The sequence below is a fragment of the Martinezella sp. CNPSo 3890 genome (genome assembly GCF_057784455.1).
Map to the genome: position 1 here is coordinate 213,012 of NZ_JBXSOR010000003.1, position 12,346 is coordinate 225,357.

Genomic DNA, 12,346 nt, shown 5'->3' on the forward strand with positions numbered 1-12,346 from the left:
CCTGTTTTTCAGAAGTCCGATTAAGCCGGTTCAAGCGCCATGACAAGGCTGGCATTCTGGCCGCCAAACCCGAAAGAGTTCGAAAGAACGGCACTTACCTGCTTTTCACGCTTCTTGTTCGGCACCACGTCGAGGATGATCGACGGATCGGGATTGTTGTAGTTGATGGTCGGCGGCAGCGTGCCGGTCAGCATCGTCTGCAGCGAGAACACCGCTTCGACCGCACCCGCAGCCGTCAGCGTATGGCCGATCATCGACTTGTTCGAGGAAACCGGAATGGTCGGAAGCCGCTCGCCGAAGACGGCCGACATCGCGCCATATTCCATCTTGTCGTTTTCCGGCGTCGAGGTGCCGTGCGCATTGATATAGCCGATATCGGTTTCGGCCATGCCGGCATCGGCCAGTGCCGCGCGGATCGTCGCGATCGCCGGGCCGCCGTCCGGTGAAGACCGGGTGCGATGGAAGGAATCGGCCTTGTCCCCCGCACCCTTCATGATGCCGAGGATCTTGGCGCCGCGTGCCACCGCTGCCTCCAGCGATTCCAGCACCAGCGTCGCAGCGCCTTCCGCGATGACGAAACCGTCACGGTCCTTGCTGAAGGGCTTGGAAGCCTTGGTCGGCGGATCGTTCTGTGTCGACAGCGCCGACAACAGGGAGAAGCGGATCAGCGCCTCGGCGCTAAGCGAACCGTCGGTAGCAACAGTCAGTGCCCGAGTGGTGCGTCCCTGACGGATCGCCTCGATACCGAGCTGTATTGCGGTCACGCCTGATGCACAGGCTGTCGACAGCGTCACCGGCAGGCCGCGCGTGCCAAAACGGTCGGCAAGGCGCTCGGAAATGGCGCCGAAAAGAGCCGCTTCATGGAAGGCCGGATCGGGACGCTGGCGCATGGCGGCGAGAAAGCGCTCATATGCATCGCCCTCATGATCTGCCGGAGGAGAGCGGTCGGCCAGTTCGAAACGGGCGCTCCATTCGGGTTCGATCGGCGGCGCAGCCAGGAACAGCGGCGCGTCGAAATCGCCAGAAATCCCGGCTTGAGCCAGAGCTTCAATGGTTGTTTCGCGGGCGAAAGCATAGGAGCGTTCGACCGCGTTCGGAGCGGGAATATCGATGAAATCCACGGTGCCGGCAATGCGCGTCGAAAGGCCGTCCGTCGGAAAGCGGGTAATGCCGTGAATGCCGGAAGTGCCAGACGATAATGCATTCCAATTGTCCTGCAGGCCCTGCCCCAGCGACGTGATGATCCCCATGCCGGTAACGGCAACGATCGGGCGTCCGAGATGATCCTTGTAAGCGGTCATATCCTGTTCCTCACGCTTCAGCTGACAATACAGCAATGCCTTCGCCGCGCACATGGCCGACGGTCGTAACCACGGCTTTGCGGGCACCCTTAGTCATTGGCTTTTCATGCGCAGCATCGAAAGGCGGCACCTTGGCCTGGCTTGCGACAGCCAATGCCGCAAAGGCGAGCCCGAGCGGGAATTGGCTTTCCAGCCCATGGCCGGAAACGCCGGAATAGGCGCGAATGGCCGAGCCCGGAAGCTGCGCATCGAGCACTGCCTTTTCGCGCTGGGCAAGATCGGGGATCGCTGTCGTGCCGGAAAAGACGACGGTCGCATCGCCGGACGTCTGCTTGGCTGGCGCGAGCATGCGCTCCAGTCGCGTCTCGAACTTGCCCTCGTCGCGCCGGCCCCGATCGCCCTCGACGGCATCGATGGTCGCATAGATACGGGCGCCGCGACCTTCGGCATGCGCACGCGATTCAAGAACGAGGAAGGCGCTGAGCGAACCCATGATCATGCCGCCGCCATCTTCCGGCTTGCGCGACCAGATGGGATGCCAGTCACCAGTGGCATGCGCGTTAATCGATTCGATCAGCAGGATCATGTCGAGCCGCTCGGCGGAAAATGCGCCGCCTACGAGAGCATGGCTCGATTCACCGGACTTGATACGGTGGAACGCGGTCTCCACTGCCGAAATGCCGGAGGCCTCTTCGCCCATGAAAGTGCGCGACGAGCCCGTGACCTTATGCACGATCGAGATATTGCCGGCGAGCAGGTTCGAAAGCTGCGCCAGGAACAGCGTCGGCCGCAATTCGGTCGTCAGCTTCTCGTTCAGCAGCAGCTCGCGGTCGTTGCGCTTCAGACCCTCATTGACAATCAGCGTATCGACATTGATGTCGCGCTCGCCGCCGCCGGCCGCCACGATCATGTCCATGGTGCCGCAGGCTTCCAGATCATCCTTGAAGCCGGCATCGTCGAGCGCCAAGCCGGCGGTGAACACGCCGATGCGCTGCCAGTTTTCCATCTGGCGCTGATCACCACGCTTCGGGATCTGTTGCGACCAGTCTATTTCGGGCAGTGGATGCACGGGATAGGGCTTGAACTTCTCGGTTTCGACGATGGTCGCCGGCGCCTTGTCCGCGGTCAGCAAGGCGACATGCGCGTCCTTGCCAACGCCCTGGCAGGTAACGATGCCGATACCTGTGATCACCACATCATTCTGAGCCTTGCTCATTCATCAATCCTCTTCGAATGCGGCGCCGAACAAGCCGGCAGCATCAACCGTTGGCGGCGATGGCGTCGAGAAGCCCGACCTCGCCTGCCCGCTTGCGCACGATATCGCCGAGCGGCACCTCATTAAACGGCATGGTGCGCAGCTTCAACTGCGCATCGCAAACCTTCTTTCCGGCAATGGTAATACGCGCCTTGGTGACGGCGAAGCCCGAACCCTCGTGTTCCAAATCTGCTTCGATATCGAGTTCGGCTTCCGGCTCGACAAAGGTTCGCATCTTCGCGCCATCGACCGACATCAGGAACGGCATGTAGGCAAATTTCGTCGCGGCAAGCACCAGCATGCCCGAGGCCTGCGCCATCGTTTCGATAAGAAGAACGCCGGGCACCAGGGGCATGCCCGGGAAATGGCCTTCGAAAACAGGGCTTTTCGCCGGAACGACGGAATGAGCCTTCAACTGGCCCTTGGACAGATCGACAAACTCGACCCTGTCGATCATCTGGAAATATTCCAGCAGCATCAACGCCTCCGATCCAACCCGGCAATGCAGGACGCGCCGGGCGGGATACGCTATTTAAGAATGAAACCGCCCGGCCGCCATATTCAAAGGCGGCTGGGCGTCAAAAAATGCAAGAATGTCGCTCAGCCCTTGGCAGCGCGCAACTCATCGATCTTGGCACAGAGATTCTTCAGGACGAAGTATTCCTCGGTCGAGACCTTGCCTTCGTTAACTTCCTGCGTCCACTGCTCGAGCGGGATCTTGATGCCGAATTCCTTGTCGATCGCGAAAACGATATCCAGGAAGTCCAGGCTGTCGATGCCGAGGTCGTCGATCGTGTGGCTATCCGGGGTGATGGTGTCACGGTCGATTTCGCTGGTTTCAGCGATGATGTCGGCAACTTTGTCAAATGTAGCAGTCACTGCCCATACCTCTTGAAATAATAATTCATCCCCCTCATAGGGAAATCCATTCCAAAAGCCAATGGTTTCCACCAGAAACCCCGGCAATTTGGCAAGACAGTGTTGCGCAAACAGCAAAATGACTGCCGCGTCATATCTGTGAAATCACGCGCGACATGGACGCGAGATGCGGCAGCATTGCGGCCGAACCGCATGGCAAAGCGCTTGTTGGCGAAAGATCACTCGCTGATCACGATGCGGGTGTTGTGGAGCCCGGCATCCGATGTCATCGCAAAGAAAGTGGCAGCATTGCGGGTATCGAGCCGCACGCAGCCATGCGACGCCGGCCGGCCGAGCCGCCGCACCTCATAGGTGCCGTGAATGGCATAGCCGCCGTTGAAGAACACGGCGTAAGGCATCGGCGCATCGTCATATTTTTTCGAGCGGTGATCCCTGGACAGCCATTTGGCCGTGTAGGAGCCGGTCGGCGTCACATACCCCCTGCGCGCCGTCGACACTCGCCAGCGATACTTCAGAGCTCCATCCTCCGAAACGGTCATTGTTTGCGATCGAAGATCGACCACTGCAAGAACAGTCCCGGCATGGGCCGAAACGGTGTGGAATTGCATGCACAGGCATGCCGTTACTGCGAACGCGATACGCCTCATCTTGCCCCTCCGACTGTTTGCTTCCTTATGAAGCAATTCAGACGATGGGAGAGTCTATCGCTATGCTGATTATACCAAATTAATACATATAGTGAGCGATTGCTTAATTTCGGAACGCTCACAAGAGCAGCAGAAAACCCAGGAAAGCGAGAAGCGTCAGCATCGTGCAGGCGGAATAGAATATGGAAATGCCGGCTTCGATGTCGTTGACCGTAGCAGTGTCGCGGCCGGAGCCGTTGATCATCGGCTCGCGCACGAGCTCACCACCATAGATTCGCGGACCTGCAAGCTGGATATCGAGCGCGCCGGCCATAGCCGCCTCGGGCCGGCCGGAGTTGGGTGAACGATGCAGCCCGCCATCGCGGACGGCGATGCGGATCGCATTTCCAAGCGCGGAGATGCCACGTTTGATCAGAGCGCCGGCAGCAATCAACAGGATGGAGAGGCGCGCGGCTGGCCAGTTGGCGATGTCGTCGAGGCGCGCAGCAGCGCGGCCGAAATCGACATAGGTCTCGGATTTGTGGCCGATCATCGAATCGGCAGTGTTGAGCATCTTGTAGAAGAAGAGGCCCGGCAGGCCGAAAACGCCGTACCACAGCGCCGGTGCGACGACACCGTCGGAAAAATTCTCGGCAAGGCTTTCGATGGCCGCACGGCAGATACCCGGCTCATCCAGCGTCTCGGGATCCCGGCCGACGATGCGCGACACGGCGAGACGCCCGCCTTCCAGACCATCGGCTCGCAATGCCCGCGAAACTTGCTCGACATGATCGGCCAGGCTCTTCTGCGCCATGAAAACCGCCACAAGCCCCGCCTCGACCAGGATGCCGAGCCAGCCGAAGAAGGCGAGAAATCCATGAATGGCCCAGCCGGCGATAACGGCGCCCATGAGCAGCGCGACGATCGACATCACCCCGTTGCGGCGGCGAAGGGCGCCCGGCAAGTGTTTTGCGTTGAAACGGCGATCAAAGGATGAAATCGCCTTGCCGAACAGCACGACCGGATGCGGAAAGCGCTGCCACAGCCAGTCGGGATCGCCGACGAGGCGGTCAAGCAACAAGGCCAGGACCAGAATGAGCAAATGTTCGTCGGCGGTCATGTCGAATAATCCTCTAATACCCCGGCGAGTCTTTGATCCGCTTCTTCATCTGGAGCGAGCCCGAAGCGCAGCCAATTGCGGGCGTAATCGAACTTGCGGACCAGAATATGATGACGGCAGAGATGCGTATATATGCCCTCGGCGCGGTCGTCCGCAACCAGCGCAAACAGGGGCGTACCTCCCGCAACATGCAGCCTCGATCGGCGAAGAACCGTCTGCAGCGCCGAATGTCGTTGAAGAATGCGGTTTCGGATGGCGCTTGTGTCGCCTTCCATGAGCGACGCGGCAATCGAGAGAGCCGGTCCGGAAACCGCCCATGGACCGAGCCAATCCTCGAAACGGGTTAGGATCGCGGCCTCAGCAATCACGAACCCAAGCCGAAGGCCGGCCAGTCCGAAAAACTTTCCGAACGAACGGAAGATGACGAGGTTGGGCATCGCGGCGGCAAAGGGCGCCACGCTCGCTGCCGGCTCCATATCGCCGAAGGCCTCGTCGACAAGAAGGATCCCACCTTGGCTCCGTAACCTGTCGTGCAAGTCCCGCAACTGCTCAATGGGTAACCTCCGCCCATCAGGATTGTTGGGATTGACGGCAACCACGAGCCTGTCGTCGGCGGTAAGTTCGGCAGGCGTCGAAACCTGGCGGACCTGCAGCCCCGCCAGCGTGAAGGCTCTTGCATATTCGCCATAGGTCGGCGAGAGGATTGCGGCGCTGCCACCGGGCACCAGCCTCGGAAGCAATTGAATGACGGACTGCGTGCCGGGAACCGGCAAGGGCAGAATATCGCCGCTCCGGTAATAGTTCCTCGCCGCTTCCCGCGCCCGCTCCTGCAAATGCTGGTCAGGCAGCCTATGCCATGCCGCAACGGGGATTTCCGGCAGCGTCACCGGATTGGGATTGATGCCGGTCGACAGATCCAGCCATTCCTCCGGACGCCCGCCATATTGGCGTGCCGCAGCCGTGATGCCGCCTCCATGGACAATCCTGCTGGTCATATGGCGTCACCGGCGAGATCGATCAAATGCATGTAGGAGCCGGCAACATTGGCACGCTGCAAGCCAGCGGCACCAAGATCGTTATTGAGCGCATCCCTCACCGCAAACAGACGGTCCGCCTCACCTTCCGATACGATGGTCGAATAATGAAACTCATGCGCCGTCATCGGCTTGTCGAAGAAGGAGCCGGCAAGCGGCACCACCCGCCGATAGCCAAGATGGCGCTGTCGTTTCTCGTAGCTGGTAACAACGGGCAAGAGGCCTAGCATTTCATGGCGCGCACCTGCCGCGTCGACAAGCCCCTCACCGAGCACCATATAGCCGCCGCACTCGCCATAGATGCGCACCCCGCGCGAGGCCGCCGCGTTCATGCCACCCCAGAAATGCTGGGCAGCGGAAAGCTTTCCGGCGTGCAACTCCGGATAGCCGCCCGGCAGATAGATGGCATCGGCATCAGCTGATGGAGCTTCATCCGCGAGCGGAGAAAAGAAGGATATTTCCGCGCCACGACGCTTCCAGCCGAGCAGCATATGCTCATAGCAGAAGGCGAATGCGATATCCCGCGCCACCGCAATGCGCTGACCGAACGGCATAAGCCGCGCAATATTGGCCGCCGAGGTGCGAACGAGATGCTGCTGCGCTGCCCGCAGGAGCAGATCGAAATCGCAGGCTTTCGAAATGACCTCGGCAGCCGCCTCGATAAATTGCTCGAGTGCCCCATGCTCGCCCGCCTGCACCAGACCGAGATGCCGCTCCGGCAAGGCCAGACTTGCGTCACTGCGGATAACGGCGACGACGGGCATGCGCACCGCATTCAGCGCCTGGCGCAACATGGTCTCATGCCTGTCACTGGCGACGCGATTCAGCACGACGCCGGCAATGCGGATATCGGCCCGGAAATTGGCAAAGCCGCTGACGACCGCTGCAACCGATTGCGACATGCGAGAGCAGTCGACGACGAGCACGACGGAAAGGCCAAGCAGGGCGGCAAGATCGGCCGGAGTTCCAGTGCCATCGGCAGCACCGTCGAACAGGCCCATCATCCCCTCGATCACGAGCATCCGTCCGCCGGCACGATGAAGCGCGGCATTGGCGGAAATCAGTTCGGCGCGCATGGCCCAGGGATCGAAGTTGAGACAGGAGGATCCGAGCGCTGCAGCGTGAAAGGCAGGATCGATATAATCCGGCCCGGCCTTGCCGGACGCGACCGCAACGCCCCTGTTTCGCAGTGCCCGCAGGAGACCGAGCGTGAATGTGGTCTTGCCGGAGCCTGATGAGGGTGCCGCGATCAGAAGCCCGCTCATGCCGACACCTTGCGTCCGCTTTCCCCCGGGCTTTCAGTCGCCGGCAGTAATATGCGGCCGGAAAGCGCGCCCAGCCAATCGAGCGACGGCCGCAATTTCACCACCTCGCCGACGACGACTATGGCGGGCGGTTCGAGGCCCGAGGCTTCGACATCGTCGGGCGCGCGCCCCAGCGTCGTCTCCAAAACCTGCTGCGAGGATGTCGCGGCATTGCAGACGAAGGCAACAGGTTCATCCGCCGATCGGCCGGCGGCAATAAGATTCGCGCTGATCTGAGCAATGTGCTTCATCGCCATATACATGACGATAACGGGCGATCCCTTGCCGATCGCGTCCCAATCGATCGCGTCCGGTACGACGCCGGAGGAGTCATGACCAGTCAGGAAGGTGACGGCATGGTTGACGTCGCGATGGGTAACGGGAATGCCGGCATAGGCCAGACCACCGATCCCAGCCGTGATGCCGGGCACGATGCGGAAGGGAATGCCGTGCTGGACAAGCGTCAGCGCTTCCTCGCCGCCGCGCCCGAAAACGAAGGGATCGCCGCCCTTCAAACGCAGAACGCGCTTGCCGGCCCGCGCCAGTTCCACCAGGCGCAGCGAGATATCCCGCTGCTTGGCGGAAGGCTTGCCGCCGCGCTTGCCGGCATATTCCAGCACCGCGCCAGAGCGGGCGAGTTTGAGGCAATCTTCATTGACAAGCGCATCGTGCACAATGACATCCGCCTCGGCCAATCCCTTGGCGGCCAGCAGGGTCAAAAGCCCCGGATCGCCCGGCCCGGCACCGACGAGCCAGACGGAACCCGGCTCCAGGGCCGGCAGATTGGAAAAGGCGGTATCGTTCATCCCATGTGTCCTATGCCCGGATGGGCGAAATTGCAATGTTGAGAACGGGATAAGGCGATCTCCGTTCGACATCGCTCCCATTGCGGACATTACGTCATGCATCTCTTCGACATGAGCGACAGCACGCTATGAGCTTTTCCAACGGCGACAGAGCACAGAAAACACGTCGATCGATCACTGCGTCCCGGACTCGATATATCCGGGCACTCAGATAGCCTCTTAATAGAACTGGAGAATGGTCTTCAGCGAATTGTGAAGGGGGCGCCATGCCCCCTTCACGGGGTTTAATGCTTCACCTTGCCCAGAATCACGTCGCGGATCAGGTCGAGAACCTGCTGCGAGCGGATGCCGGTGCAGGCGATCTGGCTCGGCAGATTGTCCCAATCGCCGGGCGGGAAGCGGCGGCCGTCCTGCTTGATAATCGTCTGGCCGTCGGCAATACCGCCGCAGACGACGCGGATCGATCCCTCGATCGTGTCGAACAGCTCTGGTGCCACGACGTAGACGCAAGCGCAGCTATCATGGACCATCATGCCGTCTTCGACCGCATGCTTGTAGAAATCGATGTAGGACTGCGAGAGGTCGGCCAAAAGCTGCACCGAAGGGCCGCCTGCCTTGGCCATGTCTGCCAGATAGCCGCGGCTCATAGTCGTCACCGAGGTCACGTCCAGACCGACCACGACGACGTTCCAGGCTGCTGTCATGACGAAATCGGCCGCTTCCGGATCGCCGTGAATATTGGCCTCCGCGACCGGAGAGACATTGCCTGGTACGTAAAAATTGCCGCCCATGATGACGACACCTTTCACGAGCTTGGCGATATCTGGATCATGCTTCAGCGCCAGAGCCAGATTGGTCATGCGGCCGACGGCAACTAGGGTAACCTCCCCCGGATGCGCGCGAACCGTGTCGATGATGAACTGATAGGCTGGCCGGGGATCGGTCGGCAGATCGATCGTGTCAGGCACGTCGATGTCGCCGAGACCGTTATGACCGTGAACCATTGTCGGCCATGGCCGCTCATGCCGCGAAGGATCGAAAGTGACGCTGGCGCCCCGCGCAACCGGGCACGGAATATTCCACTCGCGCTTCAGGAACAGCGCGTTGCGGGTCGTCGTGTCGACCGAAGCATTGCCGAAAACCGTCGTCACGCCAAGAAGGTCGATATTCGGGTGACGATGCAGGAAGAGAAGCGCCATGGCGTCGTCAACGCCCGGATCCGTATCATAAATGACCTTTTGCATGATTTTTCCTTATCAACATACTGAATAAGCTTGATCTTCCGGAAATTTCTTCCCGTCGCGGATCATGCTTGACCCATCGGCATACACGAGAACCGCCGGTGGCGGAATGCCATGACGATGTCCCTATGGAGCATTTGTGAGATTTGCGTGGCGAATTCGCTCTTCAAGCGATCCTGGCGATCGCTGCTGTGGCGAAGCTGGACTTGATCTTGGGCAGCACCAGCTCCGAATCCGGGCCAGCTGCCGCAAGCGCAGCAGCCTCGGCAACACCGTGGCAACCGACATGCGCAAAAACAATCTCGGACGGGTTCTTCAGCCTCGGTGTCTCCCGCTCCAGTGCAGCTGCCTTGAAGAAGCGCGCCGGGAGGCGAAAATGCGTGGCGGTCTCCAGGATCGCCGGTTCATCCATGCGCGTGTCGATCGACACGACGGCCAGAACCTGATCCGTCCCGATCCCGGCCTCCTGAAAGGCTCTTTCTGCAAGCATCCGCACCTCATTCCAGTCCGTGCCGCACTCACAGCCAAGACCCAGAAGATAGCGGCGGGTGGAATTGGCGTAGATCGTCATAGTCGCTCCCAACAGCATCGACCGAGATGACAGCTGTAGCGGGCACGTTTCGACGCGTCAATTTCGCCTGATGTGCCCTGATAGCAATTGCCTTGCGGCGATCGAAGTGCCAGAAGGCCGTTTAATTCCCGCCTCAGAGTTCCCCACCTTGCCAGATATCACATTTCAACTGCTGCTTTTGCTCTTTGCCGCCGCGTTCTTCGCTGGTTTCGTCGATTCGATCGCCGGCGGCGGTGGGCTGATTACCGTGCCTGCCATGCTGCTGGCCGGTATTCCGCCGCTGCAGACCCTCGGCACGAACAAGGTGCAGTCCATCTGCGGCGCAGCCTCCGCAACGATCGCCTATGCCCGGCAAGGACACGTGCAACTTCGCGAACAGCTTCCGATGGCGGCGATGGCTGTGATCGGAGGCATGCTCGGTGCATTGCTGGCGACCATCATGCCAAGCCAGGTTCTGCGCATCATCCTGCCCTTCCTTCTGATCGCGATTGCGCTCTATTTCGCCCTGAAACCCAATCTCGGCGATATCGAAAAGCATCGGCGCATGAGCGCCGGGCTTTTCGGCGTAACGTTCGTGCCGCTGATCGGCTTCTATGACGGCGCCTTCGGCCCCGGAACCGGCTCGTTCCTGATGCTCGCCTTCGTGACCCTCGCCGGCTTCGGCCTCTTGAAGGCGACGGCGCATACGAAGCTGCTCAATTTCGGCTCGAATCTCGGCGGCCTGATCGTCTTCATCTCCTCCGGCGCCATCCTTTGGAAAGTCGGTCTGACGATGGGGCTCGGCCAATTCCTCGGCGCCCAGCTCGGTTCGCGACTCGCCATGCGCATTGGTGCGAAATTGATCAAGCCGCTGCTCGTCATCGTCTGCATCGCCTTCGCGATTAAGCTGCTGGCGGACCCCACCCATCCCGTCAGGATCTGGCTCGGCCTCTAAAAACGGGCCTTTGATTACCTCCGACGTAATTGATAGTACTTCGGTCCGCGCCGATGATCGCCCTGCCTGAACGGTTCAGGCGATCCAAAGGAGTTGACCGATGACTGATGCGAACACCATTGCAGACCGCTATATCGCCATCTGGAACGAGGCCGATGCCGAACGTCGCCGTGCGCTCATCGCCGAGGCATGGACGGAAGACTGCAGCTATGTCGACCCAATAATGCGTGCCGATAACCGCGAACAGATCCACGCACTCGTCACCGCGGCGCACGAGCGCTTCCCCGGCTTCCGTTTCACCCTCATCGGCGAAGGCGAGCGCCACGGCGATAATCTCCGCTTCTCCTGGGGTTTCGGCCCGGCCGATGCGGAACCGCTCATTAAGGGCACGGATTTCGCCATCCTCGAAGGCGAGCGACTGAAGTCCGTTCACGGCTTCATCGATCAGCTGCCGGTTGCCGCATGATGAACCCGGCCCGCTCTCTCGGCGACCATCTGCGCGAATGGCGGCAGCGCCGCCACCTGAGCCAGCTCGAATTCGCCCTTGAAGCCGATATATCGCAGCGACATCTGAGCTTCATCGAGAGCGGGCGGGCGCTTCCAAGCCGCGAGATGCTGATGCATCTCGCCGAACGGCTCGGCGTTCCCTTGCGCGAACGCAATCCGATGCTCCTGGCGGCTGGATTTGCGCCGGTCTTTCCAGAGCGCAAACTGGACGACCCGGCACTTGCCCCCGCGCGGCGCGCCATCGACATGCTGTTGAAAGGACACGAGCCCTTCCCAGCCCTGGCTGTTGACCGTCACTGGACGTTGATCGCTGCCAATGCCGCCGTCGCACCATTGCTTGCCGGCGTGACCGATACCTCGCTGATCGAAGGACCAATCAATGTCCTGCGTCTGAGCCTGCATCCGCATGGCCTGGCGCCCCGGATCGCTAATCTCTCCGAATGGCGTGCGCATCTGCTGGAGCGCCTGCGCCGGCAGATATCGGCAACCGGCGATCCCGTGTTGACAAAACTGCTGGCGGAATTATCCGCCTATCCCGCACCGGCTGCGCCAAAATCGACGGCTCCGGAACGGGATTTCGCCGGCATTGCCGTGCCGCTGGAGCTTGTCACCGATACGGGACATCTCTCGTTTCTGTCCACAACGACCGTCTTCGGAACGCCTGTCGATGTCACCCTGTCGGAGCTGGCGATCGAATCCTTCTTTCCCGCAAACCCGCAGACGGCGGAAAAACTGAAGACGATGCTGCCGGGCGGTTGACAGCCGCCC

The 12,346-nt window shown here is 60.7% G+C and carries 14 protein-coding genes; 3 read left to right on the forward strand and 11 right to left on the reverse strand.

The features are described 5' to 3' along the window. Positions 1 to 20: 20 nt before the first annotated feature. The 11 genes from AC13RC_RS10945 to AC13RC_RS10995 form a co-directional block, all read right to left on the reverse strand. Positions 21 to 1,301, reverse strand: coding sequence for a beta-ketoacyl-ACP synthase (locus tag AC13RC_RS10945; protein WP_113333042.1), 1,281 nt, complete (start codon positions 1,299 to 1,301; stop codon positions 21 to 23). A gap of 10 nt (positions 1,302 to 1,311) precedes the next feature. Continuing rightward, positions 1,312 to 2,517, reverse strand: coding sequence for a beta-ketoacyl-ACP synthase (locus AC13RC_RS10950; RefSeq protein WP_488557144.1), 1,206 nt, complete (start codon positions 2,515 to 2,517; stop codon positions 1,312 to 1,314). A gap of 43 nt (positions 2,518 to 2,560) precedes the next feature. Then, positions 2,561 to 3,034: a 3-hydroxyacyl-ACP dehydratase FabZ family protein gene (locus tag AC13RC_RS10955; RefSeq protein ID WP_113390275.1), complete on the reverse strand. Its 474-nt coding sequence runs from the start codon at positions 3,032 to 3,034 to the stop codon at positions 2,561 to 2,563. Positions 3,035 to 3,156: 122 nt separating this feature from the next. After that, a complete protein-coding gene (locus tag AC13RC_RS10960; protein ID WP_069613139.1) occupies positions 3,157 to 3,435 on the reverse strand; it encodes an acyl carrier protein in 279 nt (92 codons plus the stop codon). A 218-nt stretch (positions 3,436 to 3,653) separates the two neighbouring features. After that, positions 3,654 to 4,082 carry a L,D-transpeptidase gene (locus tag AC13RC_RS10965; RefSeq protein WP_069613140.1) on the reverse strand — a complete coding sequence of 143 codons (429 nt, stop codon included), beginning with the start codon at positions 4,080 to 4,082 and terminating at the stop codon, positions 3,654 to 3,656. 118 nt (positions 4,083 to 4,200) lie between these two features. Continuing rightward, on the reverse strand, positions 4,201 to 5,181 hold the full coding sequence (gene cbiB, locus AC13RC_RS10970; protein WP_488557145.1) for an adenosylcobinamide-phosphate synthase CbiB: 981 nt from the start codon (positions 5,179 to 5,181) through the stop codon (positions 4,201 to 4,203). Further along, positions 5,178 to 6,176 carry a threonine-phosphate decarboxylase CobD gene (cobD, locus tag AC13RC_RS10975; protein WP_488557146.1) on the reverse strand — a complete coding sequence of 333 codons (999 nt, stop codon included), beginning with the start codon at positions 6,174 to 6,176 and terminating at the stop codon, positions 5,178 to 5,180. Before cobD ends, cbiB begins: the two co-directional genes overlap by 4 nt. Further along, positions 6,173 to 7,480: a cobyrinic acid a,c-diamide synthase CobB gene (locus tag AC13RC_RS10980; RefSeq protein WP_488557147.1), complete on the reverse strand. Its 1,308-nt coding sequence runs from the start codon at positions 7,478 to 7,480 to the stop codon at positions 6,173 to 6,175. The genes cobD and AC13RC_RS10980 overlap by 4 nt, the downstream gene beginning before the upstream one ends. Further along, a complete protein-coding gene (cobA, locus tag AC13RC_RS10985; RefSeq protein WP_488557148.1) occupies positions 7,477 to 8,325 on the reverse strand; it encodes a uroporphyrinogen-III C-methyltransferase in 849 nt (282 codons plus the stop codon). Before cobA ends, AC13RC_RS10980 begins: the two co-directional genes overlap by 4 nt. A gap of 284 nt (positions 8,326 to 8,609) precedes the next feature. Then, a complete protein-coding gene (locus AC13RC_RS10990; RefSeq protein WP_488557149.1) occupies positions 8,610 to 9,569 on the reverse strand; it encodes a nucleoside hydrolase in 960 nt (319 codons plus the stop codon). A 163-nt stretch (positions 9,570 to 9,732) separates the two neighbouring features. Beyond that, on the reverse strand, positions 9,733 to 10,137 hold the full coding sequence (locus tag AC13RC_RS10995) for a cobalamin biosynthesis protein (RefSeq protein WP_488557150.1): 405 nt from the start codon (positions 10,135 to 10,137) through the stop codon (positions 9,733 to 9,735). A 148-nt stretch (positions 10,138 to 10,285) separates the two neighbouring features. Between AC13RC_RS10995 and AC13RC_RS11000 the strand changes: the two genes are divergently transcribed. The 3 genes from AC13RC_RS11000 (at position 10,286) to AC13RC_RS11010 (ending at position 12,337) form a co-directional block, all read left to right on the forward strand. Further along, the gene (locus AC13RC_RS11000) at positions 10,286 to 11,071 is read left to right on the forward strand and encodes a TSUP family transporter (RefSeq protein ID WP_145317059.1); all 786 of its coding nucleotides are present in this window, start codon (positions 10,286 to 10,288) and stop codon (positions 11,069 to 11,071) included. A 100-nt stretch (positions 11,072 to 11,171) separates the two neighbouring features. Then, positions 11,172 to 11,537 carry a nuclear transport factor 2 family protein gene (locus AC13RC_RS11005; protein WP_488557151.1) on the forward strand — a complete coding sequence of 122 codons (366 nt, stop codon included), beginning with the start codon at positions 11,172 to 11,174 and terminating at the stop codon, positions 11,535 to 11,537. Continuing rightward, positions 11,534 to 12,337 carry a helix-turn-helix domain-containing protein gene (locus tag AC13RC_RS11010; RefSeq protein ID WP_488557152.1) on the forward strand — a complete coding sequence of 268 codons (804 nt, stop codon included), beginning with the start codon at positions 11,534 to 11,536 and terminating at the stop codon, positions 12,335 to 12,337. The genes AC13RC_RS11005 and AC13RC_RS11010 overlap by 4 nt, the downstream gene beginning before the upstream one ends. The last annotated feature ends 9 nt before the right edge of the window (positions 12,338 to 12,346 follow it).

What these genes read in the sequence shown, in the direction of transcription:
- AC13RC_RS10945 (WP_113333042.1), bottom strand. Translation starts at nt 1,301, where the DNA reads ATGACCGCTTACAAGGATCATCTCGGACGCCCGATCGTTGCCGTTACC.
- AC13RC_RS10980 (WP_488557147.1), bottom strand. Translation starts at nt 7,480, where the DNA reads ATGAGCGGGCTTCTGATCGCGGCACCCTCATCAGGCTCCGGCAAGACC.
- cobD (WP_488557146.1), bottom strand. Translation starts at nt 6,176, where the DNA reads ATGACCAGCAGGATTGTCCATGGAGGCGGCATCACGGCTGCGGCACGC.
- AC13RC_RS10965 (WP_069613140.1), bottom strand. Translation starts at nt 4,082, where the DNA reads ATGAGGCGTATCGCGTTCGCAGTAACGGCATGCCTGTGCATGCAATTC.
- AC13RC_RS11010 (WP_488557152.1), top strand. Translation starts at nt 11,534, where the DNA reads ATGATGAACCCGGCCCGCTCTCTCGGCGACCATCTGCGCGAATGGCGG.
- AC13RC_RS10990 (WP_488557149.1), bottom strand. Translation starts at nt 9,569, where the DNA reads ATGCAAAAGGTCATTTATGATACGGATCCGGGCGTTGACGACGCCATG.
- cobA (WP_488557148.1), bottom strand. Translation starts at nt 8,325, where the DNA reads ATGAACGATACCGCCTTTTCCAATCTGCCGGCCCTGGAGCCGGGTTCC.
- AC13RC_RS10950 (WP_488557144.1), bottom strand. Translation starts at nt 2,517, where the DNA reads ATGAGCAAGGCTCAGAATGATGTGGTGATCACAGGTATCGGCATCGTT.
- AC13RC_RS10955 (WP_113390275.1), bottom strand. Translation starts at nt 3,034, where the DNA reads ATGCTGCTGGAATATTTCCAGATGATCGACAGGGTCGAGTTTGTCGAT.
- cbiB (WP_488557145.1), bottom strand. Translation starts at nt 5,181, where the DNA reads ATGACCGCCGACGAACATTTGCTCATTCTGGTCCTGGCCTTGTTGCTT.
- AC13RC_RS10995 (WP_488557150.1), bottom strand. Translation starts at nt 10,137, where the DNA reads ATGACGATCTACGCCAATTCCACCCGCCGCTATCTTCTGGGTCTTGGC.
- AC13RC_RS11005 (WP_488557151.1), top strand. Translation starts at nt 11,172, where the DNA reads ATGACTGATGCGAACACCATTGCAGACCGCTATATCGCCATCTGGAAC.